Origin of the sequence: Symbiobacterium sp. (assembly GCF_040797425.1) — a bacterium.
Taxonomy (GTDB): domain Bacteria; phylum Bacillota; class Sulfobacillia; order Symbiobacteriales; family Symbiobacteriaceae; genus Symbiobacterium.
Genome location: NZ_JBFNEH010000054.1, coordinates 1 through 19,491 on the forward strand (window position 1 = coordinate 1; position 19,491 = coordinate 19,491).

Below are 19,491 nucleotides of genomic sequence, written 5' to 3' on the forward strand. Positions count from 1 at the left end.
GGGTTGTTTTTGAGGGGGGGGTTATTTTTCCGGTATGGGGCCAATTTCTTGTCGAAGGGAAAATGATGAAGCGACTCCACGGAAACGGCAGCGTCGTACACCGCCTGGCCGAAATCGACATCGAAGTAGGAGCCTTGGATCAAGGTGACCTCCTTGCCGGGGAACTTGGCCGCCAGGGCCTTCAGCATCGCCGCCGACAGGTCGATCCCCGTGACGCGGGCCAGTGGGTTCAGCGCGAAGTACTCCTCCAGTTCCAGGCCCGTACCGCAGCCAAGATCGAGTACGTGGCACGCAGGATCGAGCGGCAAGAGCTTCGCCGTGAACGGGTAGAACTCGGAAGCCCCGAAGATGTCCCGCCGCATGTGTTCGTCGTAGCCTGACAGCCTGCGCTCAAAAAACTCGTCCATTCTTTCGAGCATGCCGCCTCACCACCGTGCATCCCTGTTTCGCCTCACAGGCCGCCAGTCCCTGCGTTCAGCCCCGGCGAGAGGTGCGGGCTGCACACGCCACGCGGCCAGTTCAGCCTCGCCCCGCGCCCGTGCCGGGCGCACAAGCCGAGCCCGAGTCTTGGAGCGGACGTGGACCCGCTTCCGGTGGACGGGGTCGAGATGTACCGCCTTGCGTCAGGCGGAGGAGGGCCGTGAAGCCTTCCTCAGGTTGACAAGAAAACCCGGGCAACCCCTCGTGGGGCCCGGGTCTTTCCTGACAGTGGAACCATAAGCAGTTTTTGGCACAGATGAATGCGGCGCTGCGTGAGCACGAACACGCCCAGCAGAAGTATGAGGTTGTAAGGATTGAAGACGTGGTGCCGTAAGACCAGCAGGGCCAAGGGCTTGCCCTCCGAGGATGTCGCCCGAGCCTGGAAACAGCACCTGGCGGCGCGTAGGGCCGAACGGGAAGAGTGTAGTGCAGGTGATGATAAGGAGGATGACTTGGCTGGCTCTGGTAACTGCTCACCCCTCCTCCCGCTCCACCCGCGCCACGCACTCCACGTGCGCCGTGTGCGGGAACATGTCCACCGGCTGCACCTCCGCCGTGCGGTACCCCATCCCCGCCAGCCGGCCCAGGTCGCGGGCCAGGCTGGCCGGGTTGCACGACACGTAGACCACCCGCCGGGGCGCCATCCGGGCGACCGCCTCCAGCACCGGCTCGTCGCAGCCCTTGCGGGGCGGGTCGAGCACAATCACGTCGGCCCGGACGCCCTTCCCGGCCAGCCGCGGCATCTCCACCGCCGCGTCGCCGGCAATGAAGCGGGCGTTCTGGATGCCGTTCAGGGCCGCGTTCTGCCGGGCGTCCGCCACCGCCTCCTCCACCCACTCGATGCCGATCACCTCCCGGCACCGGCGGGCCAGGAAGAGCGAGATCGTGCCGATGCCGCAGTAGAGGTCGATCACCGTCTCTGTGCCGGTCAGCCCGGCGTACTCCAGCGCCTTGCCGTAGAGCTCTTCGGTCTGCGCCGGGTTCACCTGGAAGAAGGAGACCGGCGAGATCTTGAACTCCAGGTCGCCGATGTAGTCGGTGATGTGCTCCTTCCCCGCCAGCACGCGGCTCTCCCGGCCCAGCACCACGTTGGTGCGGGCCGGGTTGATGTTCTGCACCACGCTCACCAGCCCGGGGATGCGGGCCATCAGCTCCCGGGCGATCTCCCGGCCGTGGGGGAAGTCCGGCCCGTTGGTCACCAGCACCGCCATCGCCTCGCCCGTGCCCCGGCCCACCCGGGCCAGCACGTGGCGGAGCACGCCGGTGTGGGTGCGCTCGTCGTAGATGCGCACGCCGTACCGCTCGGCCAGGGCCTTGACCTCGGCCATGATGCGGTTGCCCAGCGGGTGCTGGATCTGGCACTGGTCGATGTCGACTACACGGTGCGTGCCCGGGGCGAAGAAGCCCGCGATCACCCGGCCGGCTCGCCAGCCCACCGGGAACTGCGCCTTGTTCCGATAGTGCCAGGGATCGGCCATGCCCAGCGTCGGGTGGACCGTCACCCCGCTGAGCTTGCCCAGCCGCTCGAGGGCGTCCGCCACCTGCTGCCGCTTCAGCCGGAGTTGCGCCGCGTAGGCGATGTGCTGGAGCTGGCAGCCGCCGCACTCGCCCACCACCGGGCAGGGCGGGGCCACTCGGTCCGGCGAGGGCTCCTCCACCCTCACCAGCGCCGCCCGGGCGTAGTTCTTCTTCACTTCCTGCACGCGCGCCAGCAGGCGGTCGCCGGGGGCGCCGCCTGGCACGAAGATGGTCAGTCCCTCGTAACGGGCCACGCCCTCGCCGCTGCTGCCGAGGCCGTGCACCGTCACCGTAATCTCCTGCCCGGGACGAACCGGGCGCTGCGCCGTCTCTTGCTTGCTCATAGCCAGAGTGTACCACACGGATGACGGAAACGTGCACACGTGCGCCGCCCGGCATCGGCCCGAACGCAGACCGTATCCACAGAGCCCGGGGGTCCGGTCCCCCGGGCTGCTGTGCCTGAACAGCGCACGCGTACCCCCGGATTGGCGGCCTGGTCACTACGCCCCCCGCCGCCGGCCATCTGCCGATGCCCGCTCCGCCTTCTGCGCCGAGAACCACTGCAGCGTCTCCCGGAAGGCCGCGGCCAGGTCGGTGGGCACCAGCCCCAGCTCTCGGCGGGCCTTCTCGTCGCTCACGATCCAGGGCGCAGTCCAGTTGCGGATCTCGTTGGGGTGCACCAGCGCCCGCCGCCGGAAGGTGAGCCGGGCACCCAGCGTGACCAGCCACGCCGCCCCCATCAGTACCGGCACGGGCATGGCCCAGCGGGGGCAGCGCCCGCCACTCACCTGCGCCAGGAGGCCCAGGAGCTGCTCCTGCGTCAGGTTGGGCCCGACCAGGTTGTAGACCTCCCCCGAGCGGCCCTTCTCCATGGCCGCCACAGTGCCCCGCACCACATCCCGCACGAAGACCAGGTTCACCACCGCCTGGGACGAGCCCAAGTAGAAGGGCAGCCGGCCGGTCTTCACCATCCAGATCAGCGTGTTCATCCCGTCAGGATCGCCGGGGCCGAAGACCGCGCTGGGGCGCACCACCACCACCTCGAGCCCCCGGTCCCGGTACGAGAGCGCCAGGCGCTCCTGCTCCAGCTTGGTAATGCCGTACGCGTCGGGAAGTGGGGCGGGCTCGTCCTCCTCCGTGCGAGCCCGGTGGCGGCCGTTTGCGTCCACCACCGCCGGCCCGCCGGCCGCGATGGACGACATGTGGACCACCCGCTTCACCCCGGCGGCGACGCAGGCATCGAGCAGGTTCCGGGTGCCCTCCACGTTGATGGCCCGCATCCGCCGGAGCGACCCCTGGAAGTTGATGCGGGAGGCCAGGTGGTAGACGCGCTCCACCCCGGTCACCGCCCGCTCCAGGGAGGCGGGGTCCTGCAGGTCGCCCACCGCCACCTCGAGCCGGTCCACAAGCGGCCCGAACACCGCCTCCGCCTTCTCCCGGGAGCGGACGAGGATGCGCACCCCCTGTCCCGCATCCAGGAGATGCCGCGTCAGTTGCTCGCCGATGAAGCCGGTGGCACCGGTCACCAGAATCAACAGCCACGCCCCCTTTCCGCAGGTTCTTTCAATCTTCAACATCACCGTGTGCAGTTCCTACGGAGAAGGCTGCGCGCCAGAACGGCCACCGGCCCCGGCGCGGTGTTCGCCGGGGCCGGGTGAGCGCCGGTGTGGGCCAGGCGGATGCGGCCAGTGGCCCGATCGCCGCGCCGGGGTCCGGGTCAGCTGGGCGGCGGTCCGTCCGGGGGTGCAGATGAGCCCGGTGGCCGCTCATCCGGCTGCCGGGCGAAGTGGTCCGGCCGGGCCCCCGGGTCCGGGTCGGGCAGCTCGCCCACCTCCATGCGGAAGTCCGGCTCGTCCGGCGGGATGCGAAGCCCGCGCGCGTTCCCGGAGGCATAGGTCGGCATCTTCGCCACCTCCCGCCGGCCCCGGGGGCGGGCGTTCCGGAGCGAGGCGAACAGGAACAGAACCAGTCCCAGCCCGATGACTCCCCACAGTGCCAGTGACAACACGTCCATCGACCTCCGGTTCTGGTGTGTCCATTCCCAGGGCCAGTGTCCGTATTGCCGCTGGTTTTTATTCCCGCCCGTTCTGCGGCGCAGCCCGCAAGGGGCCGATCCCGGCGGCCCCTTCGGCCAGCGTGACAGCGGCGCGCCGGGCCTTGGAAAACAGAACACCCCCGCCGCTGCCGTGCGGCAAGGGGTGTCGGTGCTGCGTGGCTACTCCTTGGCGGCCTGCTCCTCCAGGGCCTGGGTGACCAGCTTCAGGGCCAGCTGCGGGTTGGCCCGCCCGCGGGTGCGCTTCATGATCTGGCCCACGAACCACTGGGCGGCCGACTGCTTGCCGGCCTTCCAGTCCTCGAAGACCTTCGGGTTGGCAGCCACCACCTCGCGGGCGATCGCGAGCAACTCGCCTTCGTCCGCGACCTGGGTGAGGCCCTCCTCCTTCACGATGGTCTCGGCGTCCTTGCCGGTCTCCACCATCTTCTCGAAAACCGTCTTGGCGATCTTGCCGGTGATGGTGCCCTTGTCGATCAGCTGCAGCATGCCCACCAGCTGCTCGGGCGTGACGGGGATCTGCTCGGGGCCCAGCCCCTTCTCGTTCATCACCCGGTTGAGCTCGTTGATCTGCCAGTTGGCGATCGTCTTGGCCTGACCGCCGCCGGCCAGCTCCACCGCCTGCAGGAACCACTGCGCGAATTCCCGCTCGGAGGCAATGATCGAGGCGTCGTACGCCGAGAGGCCGTAGTCGTTCATCAGGCGGGCCATCACGGCGTCGGGCAGCTCAGGCAACGCGGCCCGAACGCGCTCGATGTCCGCGTCGGAGATCACCACAGGCGGCAGATCGGGCTCGGGGAAGTAGCGGTAGTCCTCCGCATCCTCCTTGGAGCGCAGGAGCACGGAGATGCCCTGGGCGTCGCGCCAGGAGCGGGTCTCCTGCTCCACCTGGCCGCCCTCCTCGAGGATGGCGATGTGCCGCTTCCGCTCGTACTCGATGGCCCGCACCACGGCGGAGAAGGAGTTGACGTTCTTCAGCTCCGACCGCACGCCGAACTCGCTGGAACCCGCCGGCCGCACCGAGATGTTGACGTCGCAACGCATCGAGCCCTCTTCCATCTTCACGTCGCTGACGCCGCTGTACTTGATGATGGAGCGCAGCTTCTGCAGGAAGAGGCCGGCCTCCTCGGCGGAGCGGATGTCCGGTTCGGTGACGATCTCGATCAGCGGCACGCCGGCACGGTTGAAGTCGACCAGCGAGTAGTCGGCGGCGGTCACGTCGTCGCCGGCGTGGAGGAGCTTGCCGGCGTCGTTCTCCAGGTGGATCCGCTTGATGCGGATGCGCCGGGTCGTGCCGTCCTTCTTGGTGATGTCGACGTAGCCGTCGTAGCAAAGCGGCAGGTCGTACTGGCTGATCTGGTATCCCGCGGGCAGGTCCGCATAGAAGTAGTTCTTGCGGTCGAACTTCGAGTACCGCTGGATCTTGCAGTTGAGTGCCAGGCCGGCCCGGATGGCGTACTCCAGCGCCTGGGCGTTCAGCACCGGCAGCGAGCCGGGCAGGGCCAGGCAGACGGGGCAGACGTTGGTGTTGGGCTCGGCCCCGAACTCGTTCTTGCAGGAGCACCAGACCTTGGTCTCGGTGGACAGCTCCACGTGGACCTCAAGGCCGATGACGGTTTCCCACCTCTCGCTCACGCCTGCCGACCTCCCTTCGGCGCCAGGTTCGGACGGGCCTCATGGTGCTTCGTGACCTTCTGGTAGGCCCACGCGATCTGCAGGAGCTGCGTGTCGGCGAAGTGCTTGCCGATCAGCTGCAGCCCCACCGGCAGGCCGTCGGCAAAGCCGCAGGGCACCGATACGGCCGGCAGCCCGGCCAGGTTGACCGGAATAGTGCAGATGTCGGCCAGGTACATGGAGAGCGGGTCGTCCAGCTTCTCGCCCAGCCGCCAGGCGGTTACCGGCGTGGTGGGCGTGACCAGGGCATCGAACCGCTCGAAGGCCCGCTGGAACTCCTGCAGCACCAGCGTGCGCACCTGCTGCGCCTTCTTGTAGTAGGCGTCGTAATAGCCGCTGGAGAGCGCGTAGGTGCCGATCATGATGCGGCGCTTCACCTCGGGGCCGAAGCCCTCGGCGCGAGTCTTGCTGTACATGTCGTGCAGCCCGTTCGCCTGGGCGGTACGGTGGCCATAGCGCACGCCGTCGAAGCGGGCCAGGTTGGCCGACGCTTCGGCCGGGGCGATGATGTAGTAGGCCGAAAGGGCGTACTCGGTGGTGGGCAGCGAGCACTCCTCCACCGCGGCCCCCAGGTCCTCCAACTGCCGGATGGCCTCCTCGATGCGGGCCTTGACCCCGTCCTCGATGCCGGAACCGAAGTACTCCCGGGGAATGCCCAGGCGGACGCCCTTGAGGGAGGGCTCGCCGCCGAACTTCACCTCCGGCGGGGTGCGCCCGGCGTTGGTGGAGTCGCGGCGGTCGGGCCCGGCGATCACCTGGAAGACGCGGGCCACGTCCTCCACATCGTGCCCGATGGGGCCGACCTGGTCGAGGGAGGAGGCGAAGGCCACCACGCCGTACCGGCTCACGTAGCCGTAAGTGGGCTTCATCCCCACCACGCCGGTCAGGGCCGCCGGCTGCCGGATGGAGCCGCCGGTGTCGGTCCCCAGGGCCACCGGCACCTCCTCCGCCGCCACGGCCGCGGCAGAGCCCGACGAGGAGCCGCCGGGGATGCGGTCCAGGTCCCAGGGGTTCCGGGTAACGTGGAAGGCCGAGGTCTCGCCGGAGGAGCCCATGGCGAACTCGTCCATGTTGGTCTTGCCGATGATGATCGCGCCCGAGGCCCGCAGCCGCTCGACGACGGTCGCGTCATACGGCGGCACCCAGCCCTTCAGCATCCGGGACGCGCAGTTGGTCTCGATGCCGCAGGTGCAGATGTTGTCCTTCAGTGCAATCGGCACGCCGGCCAGGGGGCCGAACTCCGTATCGCCGGCCTTCCGCCGGGCATCCAGCTTCCGCGCCCGGTCGAGGGCGTGCTCAGCCGTCACCGTGAGGAACGCGCCCACCGCGGGCTCCACTTCGGCGATGCGGCTCAGTACGGACTCGGTGATCTCCACTGCCGACAGTTCTCCGCCCAGGAAGAGCCGGTTGAGCCGGGCGGCACTCAACTTATGGATAATTCCTGCCATCTCCTAGCCCTCCGTAATCTTCGGTACCTTAAAGCACCCGGCCTCGGCCTGAGGGGCCTGCGCCAGAACCGTTTCCCGTGCCAGGGACGGCTGGGGCTTGTCCGGCCGGAGGACGTTCTGAAGCGGCGTCACGTGGTATGTGGGTGGCACGCCGGCCACATCCAGCTGGTTCATGCGCGCGACATGCTCCAGAATGCGGCTCAGCTGGGCCGTCATGGACGCCTTCTCTTCCTCGGAAAGGCTCAACCGAGCCAGGCGAGCCACGTGCTCAACCTCGCTTATCGTCAGCGCCATGGTCCATCACCACCATCCATAATATGGGAGAGCTCCCGCGGGCACGCCCGTGCGCAACTACCTGATTCTATCATAAGCGAAGGCCGTCCGGCAACTTTGCTGGAAACCGGTCGCAGTACCTGAACCAATCTCCGGCACGCTGCCGTCTCAGGAAAGGAAGCCACAAGCAAAAGGAGGCAGTCCGATGGCCCAGACGGCGGTCAAAGTGTTGTTCAGCCATTCGCACCGGTCGCTGGAAGAGCAGCTCAACCAGTGGCTGGAGCAGGTTTCAGGCACGGTCACCATCACCGGCATCAGCATGGACTCCAACGACTTGGGCCACTGTCTGGTCCTCCTGTACGAGGATGGCGGGGAAAGGCACTACTACCGCGGCCACGTCTTCTTCCACAGGCGGCACAGCGGGTTGGAGCAGGAAGCCCATCACGGCCTGAACGAGGCCGGCGCCCAGTGGGGCCGCTTCGTCGCCCTCGAATCCAATCAGCACGGGCACTGCCTGTGCGTCGTGGAGGAATACTGAGGCTGCGCTGCCGCCCCTGGCCTTCACCGGCGGTAGTATCCCCCATGGGAGTATCTTCGTGCCGGCACGCAAGAGCCCCGCCCTCCACCTTCGGGAGAGCGGGGCCTCACAGTCTAGGCGCTCGTGCGCATGTGGCAGGCGACCCAGTGGTCGCCGCCCACGTTCACCAGCGGCGGTTCCTGCTCCTTGCAGATGTCGCCCACCTGCGGCTGGTAACGGCAACGCGTGTGGAACCGGCAGCCGGACGGCGGGTTGACCGGCGAGGGCACGTCTCCCTCCAGCACGATGCGCTCCCGCTTCAGGGTCGGGTCGGGGATCGGGATGGCGGACATCAGCGCCTCAGTGTACGGGTGCAGCGGGTTGGCGTAGAGCTCGTTGGCCGGCGAGATTTCCACCATCTTGCCCAGGTACATCACGCCCACCCGGTCGGAGACGTGCTTCACCACCGCGAGGCCGTGCGCGATGAACAGGTAGGTCAGCCCGAACTCCTTCTGCAGGTCCTCCAGCAGGTTGAGCACCTGCGACTGAATCGACACGTCCAGGGCCGACACCGGCTCATCGCAGACGATCAGCTTCGGGTTGAGGGCCAGGGCCCGGGCGATGCCGATGCGCTGGCGCTGGCCGCCCGAGAACTCGTGGGGGTAGCGGCGGGCGTGGAAGGAGGCCAGGCCCACCACCTCCAGCAGCTCCTGGACCTTCTTGGTCTTGGCGGGGCCCCTGGCCACACCGTGGATCTCCAGCGGCTCGCCGATGATGTCGCCCACCGTCATACGGGGGTTCAGCGAGGCGTAGGGGTCCTGGAAGATGATCTGCATCTCCCGGCGGAGCTTGCGCATCTGCTCCCGGTCCAGCTTGTAGATGTTCTTGCCCTCGAAGAAGACCTCGCCGGCGGTGGGCTCCTGCAGGCGCAGGAGGACCTTGCCGAGCGTCGTCTTGCCGCAGCCCGACTCGCCCACCAGCCCGAGGGTCTCGCCCCGGCGGATCTGGAAGGAGACGCCGTCCACGGCCTTCACGTAGCCCACGGTGCGGGCGATGATGCCGCCGCCCGACACCGGGAAGTACTTCTTCAGGTTCCTGACGTCTACCAGGACGTCGCGCTGCGTCTGCGTGCTGACCGCTGTGCTCATCAGGCCGTAACCCCCTTCGCAAGCCGCTCTTCGGCGAGGAAGCAGGCGACAAAGCGCCCGGGCGCAACCTGCTTAAGGGTGGGCTGCTCGGCGCGGCACCGGTCCGTCGCCAGCGGGCAGCGGGGGGCAAACCGGCAGCCGGGAGGCAGGTTGAGCGGGTTGGGCACCGCACCCTCGATCACGTGGAGCTTCTCCACTTCCTGATCGAGGCGCGGGACCGACTTGAGCAGCCCTTCGGTGTAGGGGTGCACCGGGTTCTGGAACAGCGAGACGGCGTCGGCTTCCTCCACCACCTTGCCGGCGTACATGACGACGACCCGCTCGCACATCTCGGCCACGACGCCGAGGTCGTGCGTGATCAGCATGATGGCCATGCCCAGCTCATGCTTGAGCTTCTTCATCAGCTCGAGGATCTGGGCCTGAATCGTCACGTCCAGAGCCGTGGTGGGCTCGTCGGCGAGCAAGGGCGTCGGGTTGCAGGAGAGCGCCATGGCGATCATCACGCGCTGGCGCATCCCGCCCGAGAGCTGGTGCGGATACTCCTTAATCCGCTGCTCGGGCAGCGGGATGCCCACCAGGCGCAGCATCTCCACGGCCTTCTCCAGCGCTTCCTTATGCGACAGACCCTGGTGCAGCTCGATGGCCTCCGCGATCTGATCGCCGATGGTGTAGACCGGGTTCAGCGATGTCATCGGCTCCTGGAAGATCATCGAGATCTCGTTGCCCCGGATCTTCCGCATCTCGGCCTCAGACTTCTTGAGCAGGTCCTCTCCCTCGAAAAGGATCTCCCCGGCGACGATCTTGCCCGGCGGGCTGGGAATGAGCCGCATAATGGAGAGAGAGGTGACGCTCTTACCGCACCCGGACTCGCCCACTACGCCAAGCGTCTCGCCCCGCTTGATGTACAGGTCAACCCCGTCAACGGCCTTTACCACGCCGTCTTCCGTGAAGTAGTGGGTGTGCAGGTTTCGAACTTCGACAAGCTTCTCGCTCACAGGCTCACTCCTCTTTGAGGCGGACCGGTCACGGCACTGCCTGACAATCGTTTGTGTTCATGTGACGCGAACAGATGCAGTTCGGTTTCGTTTTTTTCGCTTAGGGAGCGCCCTTCTCCTTCTCAAGCGAATCACGCCATTATGACATGGCTGCCAGGCTGCCGGCCCCCGGCCAGCGGGGGTTTTCCTTACAGGATAACACAAACATAAGTAGGATCCAAACATAAAAAAGACACCGCGCGGCGGGGCCGCGCGGTGCCGTTTATTCCTGCACGTAACGGTTGTAGAACTCCTCCTCGGTCAGCACAGGGATGCCCAGTTCCTGGGCCTTCGCGAGCTTCGACCCCGGCGACTCCCCGGCCAGGACGAAGCTGGTCTTCTTGCTCACGGACCCGGCGGCCTTTCCGCCCAGCTGCCGGATGAGCTCCTCGATCTCCTTGCGGCCCCAGCGGCTGAGCGTGCCGGTGACCACCACGGTCATGCCGGCGAGCGGCCCCTCGGCGGGCCCCGTCTTCCGCTCGCCCACCATGTTCACCCCGGCCGCCCGCAGCTTCGCCAGGAGCTGGTGCGAGCGGGGCGAGGCGAAGAAAGCCTGGACCGACTCGGCAATCTTCGGGCCGAGGCCGGGGATCGCGAGCAGCTCATCGAGGCTGGCCTTCTCGATGGCCTCCATGGAGCCGAAGTGGTCGGCCAGCAGGCGGGCTGCCCGCTCGCCCACGTGGCGGATGCCCAGTGCGAAGATCAGCCGGTGCAGGGGGTTCTGGCGCGTGGCGTCGATGGCCGCCAGCAGGTTCTCCACCGACTTCTCGCCCATGCGCTCCAGCCCCAGCAGCTCCTCCCGCCGTTCGTGCAGACGGTAGAGGTCGGCCGCATCTGCGATGAGCCCCTTGTCCAGCAGGGCCTGCACCAGCGCCTCGCCGAGCCCCTCGATGTTCATCGCGTCCCGCGAGGCGAAGTGCAGGATGGCCCGGTACTGCTGGGCCGGACACAGGCTGTTGGTGCAGCGCGTGGCCGCCTCGCCCTCCAGCCGCACCAACTCGCCGCCGCAGGCCGGGCAGGTCTTGGGGAACTGCCACGGGACGGCGTCGGCCGGGCGCTTCTCCAGCACCACCCGCACCACCTCGGGGATGATCTCGCCGGCCTTGCGGATCACCACCGTGTCGCCGATGCGGATGTCCTTCTCCCGGATGTAGTCCTCATTGTGCAAGGTGGCCCGCTTCACCGTCGTGCCGGCAATGCGCACCGGGGCAAGGTCGGCCGTCGGGGTGACCACGCCGGTGCGGCCCACGTCGAGGCTGATGCCCAGCACCGTGGTCTCCCGTTCCTCGGCGGGGAACTTGTAGGCGATAGCCCAGCGGGGGAACTTGCTGGTGAAGCCGAGCCGGCGTTGCTGGGCCAGCGAGTTGACCTTGATCACGAGGCCGTCGATCTCGTACGGCAGCTCGAAGCGCCGCTCCCGCCAGCTTTCGACCCATTCCAGCACCTCGTCGATGGAGCGGCAGAGCTGCCGGTACGGGTTCACCTTGAAGCGCCAGGCCTCCAGCTGCTGCAGGCAGGACCAGTGGTCGGTGAAGCCGAGTTCCTCGGCGTCGACCACCTGGTAGAGGAAGGTGTCCAGCCGGCGCTCCCGGGTCTTGCGCGGGTCCTTCTGCCGGAGGCCGCCGGCGGCGGCGTTGCGCGGGTTCTGCAGGAGCGGCTTGCCCTGCTCCGCCAGGGCGGCGTTCAGCTCCTCCAGCACCCGCTTCTCCATGTACGCCTCGCCCCGCACGATGAGCCGCGGCGGCACCGGGCGGCCCGCCGGCTCCACCCGCAGGGGCAGCGACCCGATCGTGCGCAGGTTCTCGGTGACGTCCTCACCGGTCTGGCCGTCGCCCCGGGTGGCCCCCTGCACGAAGAGGCCGTCTTCGTAACGCAGCGAGATGGAGAGGCCGTCGATCTTCAGCTCGCACACGTACTCCACCGGCTCGCCGCCGAGACCCTCCCGCACCCGGCGGTCGAAGTCGCGCAGGTCCTCCTCGCTGAAGGCGTTGTCCAGGGAGTACATCGGGGGCTGGTGCGGCACCTTGGCGAACTCGGGGGCGGGCGCGCCGCCCACCCGCTGGGTGGGGGAGTCCGGACGCCGCAGGTCGGGGAACTGCTCCTCCAGCCGCTTCAGCTCCAGCATCAACTGGTCGAACTCGGCGTCGCTGATCTCAGGCTCGTTCTTCACGTAGTACAGGTACTCGTGGTGCCGGATCGCGGCGGTGAGCTCCTCGATCCGCCGCTCCGCCTCAGACCGGTTCATCCTCGTCCCCTCCACGTCTCGTCACGCCTCGTCGCCGCCGGCCGGGCGCAGGTAGGAGGCCACCAGCACCCGCTGCCCCGCGGCGGCAAACTGCACCGTCACCGTGTCGCCGATCACGGCCTTCACCACGCCCTCGCCGAAGCGGTCATGCCACACCCGGTCGCCCGGGTGGAAGACCGGCGTTTCCACCTGCGAGGGGGCCGTGGCTTCCTGCAGGCGCCGGGCCTGCTGAGTCCGGCCCCAGCCGGCCGAACCGATGGGCGGGGAGAAGTCGTCGTCGTCCGGTACCTCTCCTCCCCGGCGGCCGTAGCCGCGCTGCACGCCGCCCCATCCGCACCTGCCGCCGGAGGACTCGTCGCCCTCCATGCCGTAGGTGCGGCCACGGCCGTACCCGCGGCTCGCTCCGTACCCGCCCGACCCGGCCCCCGGGCCGTACCCGCCTGCCCGCCCGTAGCCGGTGCCAGATCCGTAGCCGCCGTTCGGTCCGTCTGTCCCGCGCCCGCCCGGCGTCCAGCTCCCCGGGCCGGGTCGCCCCGCGTACCCGCCGGGCGACGGCGTGCCAGCCGCCGCCACGCCGGGAGCCGCCACCTCCTGGATCAGCTCCTCCGGAATCTCGTCCAGGAAGCGGCTGGGGTTGTTGTAGTTCTCCTGGCCCCAGAGGTTCCGGCTCACCGCGTGGGTGAGGTAGAGCCGGTACCGGGCCCGGGTCATGCCCACGTAGCAGAGGCGGCGCTCCTCCTCCATCTGCACCTCGTCGGTGAGCGAGCGGCTGTGGGGGAAGACCCCCTCCTCCATGCCCACCAGGAAGACCACGGGAAACTCCAGCCCCTTGGCGGAGTGCAGCGTCATCAGGGTCACCTTGTTCTGCCCCTCGCCCACCTGGTCCGCATCGGTGAGCAGAGCCACCGTGGAGAGGAAGGCGTCCAGTTCCCTGAGGCCGTCCAGCTCCTCCCCCTCGGGGGGCTCGAACTCGGCTGCCATCGACCGGAGTTCCTTCACGTTCTCCACCCGTGCCGCCGCCTCCAGCGAGGGGTCGGCCTGCAGCTCGTCCAGGTAGCCCGTCTTCTCCAACACGGCGGCAATCAGCTCGCCCACCGTCACGTGTGCGCTCAGGTTCGTCAGCTCCTCGATCAGGGCGCCGAACTCCTCCATGCGCCGCCGGTAGGTGCCCGAGAGCCCGGGGACCATGGAGCAGTCCAGCGCGGCGGTGGCCACGGGCACCTGCCACTGCTCGGCGTAGTCGACGAGCTTGTCCACCGTGGCGGGCCCGATGCCCCGCTTCGGCACGGAGACGGCCCGGCGGAACGAGATGGTGTCGGCCGGGTTGGCGATGAGCCTCAGGTACGCCAGCACGTCCTTGATCTCTTTCCGCTCGAAGAAGCGCAGGCCGCCGTAGATGCCGTACGGGATGGAGCGCAGCACCATCGCTTCCTCGAGAGCCCGGGACTGGGCGTGGGTGCGGTAAAGCACGGCGAAGTCCTGGTACGTGAGCCGGGTGCCGTCGGGCAGCCCCTCGGCCACCAGCCGCTCCACCTCCCGGGCCACGAAGGCGGCCTCGTCCCGCTCGTCGGCGGCCGTATAGTGGAAGACCGGGTCGCCGGCGCCCGCGGCCGTCCAGAGCCGCTTCTCCTTCCGGCCCACATTGTGCCGCACCACCTCGTAGGCAGCGGTGAGGATGTTCTGGGTGGATCGGTAGTTCTGCTCCAGCTTGATCACACGGCAGGCCGGGAACTGTTTCTCAAACTCCAGGATGTTGCTGATGTCCGCCCCGCGCCAGGAGTAGATGCCCTGGTCGTCGTCGCCGACCACGGCCAGGTTCTGGCGCTGCCCGGCCAGGAGGAAGATCAGGCGGTTCTGCACGTGGTTCGTGTCCTGATACTCGTCGACCAGGATGAACTGGAACTTCCGCTGGTAGAACGTACGCACGTCGTCGAACCGCTCCAGCAGTTCCACGGTCTTCAGGAGCAGGTCGTCGAAGTCCAGCGCGTTGTTGCTCTTCAGCCGCTCCTGGTAGAGGGCGTAGACCTTGGCGACCTGGGCGCGCCAGTAGTCGCCCGCGCGGGCGGCGAACTGCTGCGGATCGAGCATCTGGTTCTTGGCCGCGGAGATGGTGCCCAGCACGGCGCCCGGCTGGAACTGCCGGTCGGAGAGGCTCAGCCGTTTCAGGCAGTCCTTGATGACGGCCTGCTGGTCCTCCGCGTCCAGGATGACAAAGTTGCGCCCGTAGCCCAGGCGCTCGATGTCGCGCCGGAGCATGCGGACGCAGGCCGAGTGGAAGGTGGCGGCCCACACCTCCCGCGCCCGGTCGCCGACCATCTGCTCCACCCGCTCCCGCATCTCCGCCGCCGCCTTGTTGGTGAAGGTGATGGCGAGGATTCGCCAGGGGTCGACCCCGCCGGCCAGCAGGTGGGCGAAGGAGGCAATGCCCCTGTGGCCGCGGGCCTCAACGGCGGTGCGTAAGGCGGCCAGGTCCGCCTCGGTCATGTCCTCCGGCGGCAGAACGTCGGGGTCGTACTCGGGCCCGAAGAGGATCAGGTGGGCGATCCGGTAAGCGATCACCCGGGTCTTGCCGCTGCCCGCCCCGGCCAGGATGAGCAGCGGTCCCTCGCCGTGCAGCACTGCCGCGCGCTGCTGCTCGTTGAGATCGGCCAACAGCGCGCTGCGCACGGCCTCGCGCAGGCGCCGGTACTCGCGTATCGACTCAGCATCCAGCATGGTCGCGGGTCACCTTCCTTGCGTCAGGTCAATTTCTCGCCTGTCGCCCCGACCTCCTCCCGCCTCCTCCCTTGCGCGACTTGCGCCACTGCGGCGCAGATCTTCCAGTAGTTTACAGTAAGTGTTGACAGTGCGCTTCCTGTCCTGGTAAAGTGGGTTCCGTTGTGATAGGCGGCATCCGCCACTTCCCATTATTCACGTACATTTACAGGTAGGCTCGTTAATTTGCAGCTCCCTAAAGGAGGATCCCAAATGCTCCGACATCTCCGCCGGCGTCGCTCCCTCTGGGCTGCACTGGCGCTGAGCCTGGCGGCCGTGCCCACCATGTTCGCCGGGACCGCCGCCGCCCCTGCGGAGAGCGGGGACCCACAGGTGCCCGAACCGGAAGAGAATCCGACGGCGCTCTTGCCGCCCGACCCGGCCGAGCTGGAGCGCGCCCATCTCATGGCGCAGGCCGAACTGATCGCCGACCTGGCCCCGGAGAAATACCGAATGCTGGTGGTCGAGACCGCAGAGCGGCACGGCGTGGACCCGCGCCTGGTTGCGGCCGTGATCACGGTGGAAAGCCGCTGGGACCCCGATGCGGTGGGCGCTCATGGCGAACTCGGGCTCATGCAGATCCTGCCCTCCACCGGCGAGTGGCTGGCCGACGTGATGGACCTCAACGAGTACGACTTGAGCGACCCCGAGACCTCACTGGAAATGGGCACCTTCTACCTGGCCGCTCTCATCCAAGAGTACGGGTCGCCGGACGTGGCGCTGGCGGTCTACAACGGCGGCCCCCGGGCGGCGGAGGACTGGCAGTCGAACCCGTACCGTGCCAAGGTGCTGGCCGCCTACCGCGCACCCGATCTCGTCTCCTGAGCGGGGCTCGCGCGGCGGCGCCCCTGCAGCGCGCAAAGCGGCAGGGGCGCCGTTTTCTCGTTGTGGTCGCCGGGGTGCCGGCTAACTGCCTCCTCCGCCGCCTCCGCCGGCCCCACCTCCCCCACGACCGCCACCCTGGGTGCCGCCCTGAGGGGCGCCATTCCGGCCGCCCTCCTGCTGGCCACTCTGCACACCCTTGGACAGGATGTCCTGCAGCGTCTCGCGGACGGCCTGCTGCAGGTGCTGCTGGATGAGCGGGTCTTGCAGCATCTCGACGAACTTCTCCTGGATGGCCTGCTCGCCGACGGAGGAACTGATGGCGGTTTTCACGGCCTTGTTGAGGGCCTCCTTGCCCTCCTGGGTATCGAGGGCCATCTCCAGCATCTCCACGCCGGCCTGCTCCCGTACCTGCGTGCGGATGTAATCTTTCATGTCCGGCTCGCTCAAACTCTCCCGGACGGCTTCCTTCACCTGCTCCGAACTGGGCTCAGAAGACTGCTGCTGCGGCTGCTGCGCCATGCACCCCTGCAGGAGCAGGGCGCACAGCAACAGGGCTGCCCACGTCCTCCACACCGTGCGACCTCCACCTCCCGCTGCCCATCGCACGCATTTACCTTTAGCGTTCACCAGGGCTGGAACGTTGATGCGGGGAAACGCCCATTTCTGTGCGGCTCAGCGAGGCGTTCATAGGCGAATAGCGCCATGGGTCCCCCTCCCGGGGACCCATTTCGCTGCACCTTGGAACCTTCTGTCGTACCGGTGGCGGGAATCGACGGGCCCGTCTCCGAAAGATGATGCAACGACACGCCGTGCGGGGAGTTGAGATCGGTGTACGATCTGTTGCTCAAGGGCGGACATCTGGTGGACCCTGCCAATCACCGTGCCGGAAGTTTCGATCTCGCCATCCGGGGGGGCCGCGTTGCGCGGGTCGCCCCCCACATCGCCAGGTCGGAAGCAGCGGAGGTCCTGGACGTCAGCGGCCTCCTGGTCCTTCCCGGGCTGGTGGACATCCACATCCACGCCTCCTCGGAGTTCCAGGGGCGGGTGGCACACCGCATGCTGGCGCTGGCCGGCGTGACCACCGCCCTGGACATGGCCGGCCCCGTCGACGACGTGCTCACCATCGCACGGGACCACGGTGCCGGCATCCACCTCGCCTGCCTCCACCGGGTAAAGCCCGGCGAGATGGTGCGGACCCCGGATCCCACCGCTGACGAGCTGCGGGCGGGCATCGCCGCCGCCATGGACCGGGGCGCACTGGGCGTCAAGATCATGGGCGGCCACTACCCCCTCACGCCCGCGGCGAACCAGCGTGTCTTCGAAATCGCCAACCAGTTGGGCGGCTGGGTCGCCATCCACTGCGGCAGCACCGAGAGCCGGAGCGATCTCACGGGCCTGCGGGAGGCGCTGGACCTGAAGGGCGAGAACCACATCCACATCGCCCACATCAACAGCTATTGCCGCGGCACCGTGAAAGAGCCCTCGCTGGAGGCGGTCCAGGCCATCGAGTGGCTGTCCGCGGCCAGGAACCTGGTCACCGAGTCGTACCTGGCCGTCGTCAACGGCACCTCGGGCAAGTGCGTCGATGACATTCCGGAGAGCGATCGCACGCGGGCGTGCCTGGAGCAGGGCGGCTACCCGGCGACCCGGGAAGGGCTGCGCCGGGCCATCCTGGAGGGCTTCGGCCGGGTCAACGTGATCGAGGGCGACCGGGCCGTGCTCCGCACCGGTCCTGAGGCTGTCGCCGTCTGGGAGGCGGCGGGAACCAATGTGGGCATCAGTTTTCCGGTCAACCCGCCGATGCCCCGACTGATGCTGGCTGCTGCCCGCGACCGCGCCGGCCGTTTCGTCGTGGACGCCCTGGCCACCGACGGCGGCGGGATTCCACGGAACTTCACCGTCTCCGCCGGCCTCCGGCTCGTCCAGTTGGAGGTGCTGACCCTGGCGGACTTCGTGCTGAAGGCCTGCACCGTGCCGGCCAGGCTACTCGGGCTTCCGCAGAAGGGCCACCTGGGTGAAGGCGCCGACGCCGACGTGGCCGTGGTGGATGCCACTGCGGCGGAGGTGCGCACCACCATCGCCGCAGGTCGGGTCGTCGCCCACCACGGTGTGGTGATAGGCAAATCCACACGGTTCATCACGACGGAGCGGGGGCGGAAGGCCGTGGAGGCGGCCGGCCTCGAGCCCGTGGTCGTCGACCTGGCGGAAAGCGGGTTCTACCGTACGGTCAGCGCGTGAACGGGGGACAGAAAGAACAACCCTCCGGGTGGACCGGTGCCGGTCTCCCCGGAGGGTTTCACATGCGTCCGCTATTCCAGCGCGGCGCGAACGGCGGCCTCCGCCAGGATGCGGGTCGGGTCGATCACCGGAACCGGCAGGTCGCCGTCGTGCAGCACGATGGGGAGCTCGGTGCAGCCGGCGATCACCGCGCCTGCCCCGCGGGCAACCAGGGACTGTGCGACCCTCACCAGCCGCTCCGTCACCTCCGGACCGGTGTGACCGGCCTTCACCCCGTGTTCGCCGTAGATGCAGTCCATGACCTCCTGCTGGCCCTCGTCGTCAGGGACCAGCGCGTGCAGCCCGCGCTCGCCGAGGAAGCGCTGGTAGAGGCCGGTGCGCACGGTGCCGGTGGTGGCCAGCACGCCGACGGCGGAGAGGCCGGGGTACCGCTCCCGCAGGAACGCGGCCGTCTCCTTCATGATGTGCAGCACCGGCACGTGAACGCTCGCCTGCACCTGATCGTGGAAGTAGTGGGCCGTGTTGCAGGGGATCACGATCAGGTCGGCGCCCCACTGCTCCAGGAGGCGCGCCGTGCGCGTGAGCAACGGAACCGGGTCGGGGCCGCGACCCAAAATGGCGGCTGTGCGGTCGGGGATGGCGGGGTTGTTGTCGATCAACACTCGGATGTGTTCCTGGTCGGTGCGGGCGGGCGTCGCCCGGATGATCTTGAGGAAGAGATCGGCCGTGGCCTCCGGGCCCATCCCGCCGAGGATTCCGATGGTCTTTTTTGGCATGATGTCGTCGCCTCCCGTGGGCAGCGTGGGTTCTCCGCCAACCACTTCCGCCCCCGGGGGGCGCTTCCCTGTAAACCCAGGATGACTCTAACGTACACAAACGCCCGACCGAAGGGCGGATGCCCGGAAGCCGCCTGTGGTGCGAAAGTGCCACCAACAGGAAACGACGGTGGGATAGTCCATCCCACCGTCGCTGTCTGCGCCTGGCGGAGAGAGAGGGATTTGAACCCTCGCGGGGCTTGCGCCCCCTACAGCTTTAGCAAAGCCGCCCCTTCAGCCACTTGGGTATCTCTCCACGGCTGCGTGGTGCCGCCGCTCAAACGGCAGCGCAAGTGATACTATACCATGTCCGCCCGTGCGGCGCAACAGGGCGCCGCCTGCGAAGCCGATCCCGACTGCACGCCATGCCGGCCCTTGCAACGGAAAATGCCGTGCTCATCTGAGCACGGCATGTGGCGGAGAGAGAGGGATTTGAACCCTCGCGGGGCTTGCGCCCCCTACAGCTTTA

General features: G+C 68.1%; 16 protein-coding genes and 1 tRNA gene. 3 read left to right on the forward strand and 14 right to left on the reverse strand.

The features are described 5' to 3' along the window. The 7 genes from AB2385_RS14320 to gatC all read right to left on the reverse strand — a co-directional run. A partial coding sequence (locus AB2385_RS14320; RefSeq protein ID WP_367655692.1) for a cyclopropane-fatty-acyl-phospholipid synthase family protein occupies positions 1 to 419 on the reverse strand: 419 nt, incomplete at its 3' end. A gap of 534 nt (positions 420 to 953) precedes the next feature. After that, complete coding sequence (rlmD, locus tag AB2385_RS14325; RefSeq protein WP_367655693.1) at positions 954 to 2,342, reverse strand: 23S rRNA (uracil(1939)-C(5))-methyltransferase RlmD; 1,389 nt, start codon at positions 2,340 to 2,342, stop codon at positions 954 to 956. Between the two features lie 156 nt (positions 2,343 to 2,498). Beyond that, a complete protein-coding gene (locus AB2385_RS14330; RefSeq protein WP_367655707.1) occupies positions 2,499 to 3,524 on the reverse strand; it encodes an SDR family oxidoreductase in 1,026 nt (341 codons plus the stop codon). A 191-nt stretch (positions 3,525 to 3,715) separates the two neighbouring features. Then, entirely contained in the window at positions 3,716 to 4,006 is a 291-nt protein-coding gene (locus AB2385_RS14335) for a hypothetical protein (protein ID WP_367655694.1), read from the reverse strand. Positions 4,007 to 4,213: 207 nt separating this feature from the next. Then, the gene (gene gatB, locus AB2385_RS14340) at positions 4,214 to 5,686 is read right to left on the reverse strand and encodes an Asp-tRNA(Asn)/Glu-tRNA(Gln) amidotransferase subunit GatB (protein WP_367655695.1); all 1,473 of its coding nucleotides are present in this window, start codon (positions 5,684 to 5,686) and stop codon (positions 4,214 to 4,216) included. Further along, positions 5,683 to 7,173, reverse strand: coding sequence for an Asp-tRNA(Asn)/Glu-tRNA(Gln) amidotransferase subunit GatA (gene gatA, locus AB2385_RS14345; protein ID WP_367655696.1), 1,491 nt, complete (start codon positions 7,171 to 7,173; stop codon positions 5,683 to 5,685). The genes gatB and gatA overlap by 4 nt, the downstream gene beginning before the upstream one ends. Positions 7,174 to 7,176: 3 nt before the next feature. Beyond that, complete coding sequence (gene gatC / locus AB2385_RS14350; protein WP_367655697.1) at positions 7,177 to 7,467, reverse strand: Asp-tRNA(Asn)/Glu-tRNA(Gln) amidotransferase subunit GatC; 291 nt, start codon at positions 7,465 to 7,467, stop codon at positions 7,177 to 7,179. A 184-nt stretch (positions 7,468 to 7,651) separates the two neighbouring features. Between gatC and AB2385_RS14355 the strand changes: the two genes are divergently transcribed. Next, positions 7,652 to 7,984, forward strand: a complete 333-nt coding sequence (locus tag AB2385_RS14355; RefSeq protein WP_367655698.1) for a hypothetical protein — start codon at positions 7,652 to 7,654, stop codon at positions 7,982 to 7,984. 113 nt (positions 7,985 to 8,097) lie between these two features. On the opposite strand, the gene AB2385_RS14360 is transcribed toward AB2385_RS14355, so the two are convergent. The 4 genes from AB2385_RS14360 to AB2385_RS14375 all read right to left on the reverse strand — a co-directional run bounded on the left by AB2385_RS14360 (position 8,098) and on the right by AB2385_RS14375 (position 15,105). After that, positions 8,098 to 9,111 carry an ABC transporter ATP-binding protein gene (locus AB2385_RS14360; protein ID WP_367655699.1) on the reverse strand — a complete coding sequence of 338 codons (1,014 nt, stop codon included), beginning with the start codon at positions 9,109 to 9,111 and terminating at the stop codon, positions 8,098 to 8,100. Further along, a complete protein-coding gene (locus AB2385_RS14365) occupies positions 9,111 to 10,106 on the reverse strand; it encodes an ABC transporter ATP-binding protein (protein ID WP_367655700.1) in 996 nt (331 codons plus the stop codon). Before AB2385_RS14365 ends, AB2385_RS14360 begins: the two co-directional genes overlap by 1 nt. A 262-nt stretch (positions 10,107 to 10,368) precedes the next feature. Further along, positions 10,369 to 12,390 (reverse strand): NAD-dependent DNA ligase LigA, encoded by a 2,022-nt coding sequence (gene ligA, locus AB2385_RS14370; protein WP_367655701.1) that lies wholly within the window; start codon positions 12,388 to 12,390, stop codon positions 10,369 to 10,371. 21 nt (positions 12,391 to 12,411) lie between these two features. Next, the gene (locus AB2385_RS14375) at positions 12,412 to 15,105 is read right to left on the reverse strand and encodes an ATP-dependent helicase (protein WP_367655702.1); all 2,694 of its coding nucleotides are present in this window, start codon (positions 15,103 to 15,105) and stop codon (positions 12,412 to 12,414) included. Between the two features lie 252 nt (positions 15,106 to 15,357). Between AB2385_RS14375 and AB2385_RS14380 the strand changes: the two genes are divergently transcribed. Continuing rightward, positions 15,358 to 15,969 carry a lytic transglycosylase domain-containing protein gene (locus tag AB2385_RS14380; RefSeq protein ID WP_367655703.1) on the forward strand — a complete coding sequence of 204 codons (612 nt, stop codon included), beginning with the start codon at positions 15,358 to 15,360 and terminating at the stop codon, positions 15,967 to 15,969. A gap of 81 nt (positions 15,970 to 16,050) precedes the next feature. Here AB2385_RS14380 and AB2385_RS14385 read toward each other — a convergent pair whose 3' ends face one another. Further along, entirely contained in the window at positions 16,051 to 16,542 is a 492-nt protein-coding gene (locus tag AB2385_RS14385; protein ID WP_367655704.1) for a hypothetical protein, read from the reverse strand. Between the two features lie 255 nt (positions 16,543 to 16,797). On the opposite strand from AB2385_RS14385, the gene AB2385_RS14390 reads away from it, so the two are divergent. Then, positions 16,798 to 18,207, forward strand: a complete 1,410-nt coding sequence (locus AB2385_RS14390) for an amidohydrolase family protein (RefSeq protein ID WP_367655705.1) — start codon at positions 16,798 to 16,800, stop codon at positions 18,205 to 18,207. A 71-nt stretch (positions 18,208 to 18,278) separates the two neighbouring features. Here AB2385_RS14390 and AB2385_RS14395 read toward each other — a convergent pair whose 3' ends face one another. Further along, a complete protein-coding gene (locus AB2385_RS14395; RefSeq protein ID WP_367655706.1) occupies positions 18,279 to 18,983 on the reverse strand; it encodes an aspartate/glutamate racemase family protein in 705 nt (234 codons plus the stop codon). A 204-nt stretch (positions 18,984 to 19,187) separates the two neighbouring features. Continuing rightward, a tRNA-Ser gene (locus AB2385_RS14400) sits at positions 19,188 to 19,278 on the reverse strand. Positions 19,279 to 19,491: the final 213 nt, after the last annotated feature.

Bases quoted from the DNA above. Each gene is read 5' to 3' on its own strand.
- rlmD (WP_367655693.1), bottom strand. From the start codon at position 2,342: ATGAGCAAGCAAGAGACGGCGCAGCGCCCGGTTCGTCCCGGGCAGGAG.
- gatA (WP_367655696.1), bottom strand. From the start codon at position 7,173: ATGGCAGGAATTATCCATAAGTTGAGTGCCGCCCGGCTCAACCGGCTC.
- gatC (WP_367655697.1), bottom strand. From the start codon at position 7,467: ATGGCGCTGACGATAAGCGAGGTTGAGCACGTGGCTCGCCTGGCTCGG.
- AB2385_RS14355 (WP_367655698.1), top strand. From the start codon at position 7,652: ATGGCCCAGACGGCGGTCAAAGTGTTGTTCAGCCATTCGCACCGGTCG.
- AB2385_RS14360 (WP_367655699.1), bottom strand. From the start codon at position 9,111: ATGAGCACAGCGGTCAGCACGCAGACGCAGCGCGACGTCCTGGTAGAC.
- ligA (WP_367655701.1), bottom strand. From the start codon at position 12,390: ATGAACCGGTCTGAGGCGGAGCGGCGGATCGAGGAGCTCACCGCCGCG.
- AB2385_RS14375 (WP_367655702.1), bottom strand. From the start codon at position 15,105: ATGCTGGATGCTGAGTCGATACGCGAGTACCGGCGCCTGCGCGAGGCC.
- AB2385_RS14380 (WP_367655703.1), top strand. From the start codon at position 15,358: ATGCTCCGACATCTCCGCCGGCGTCGCTCCCTCTGGGCTGCACTGGCG.
- AB2385_RS14395 (WP_367655706.1), bottom strand. From the start codon at position 18,983: ATGCCAAAAAAGACCATCGGAATCCTCGGCGGGATGGGCCCGGAGGCC.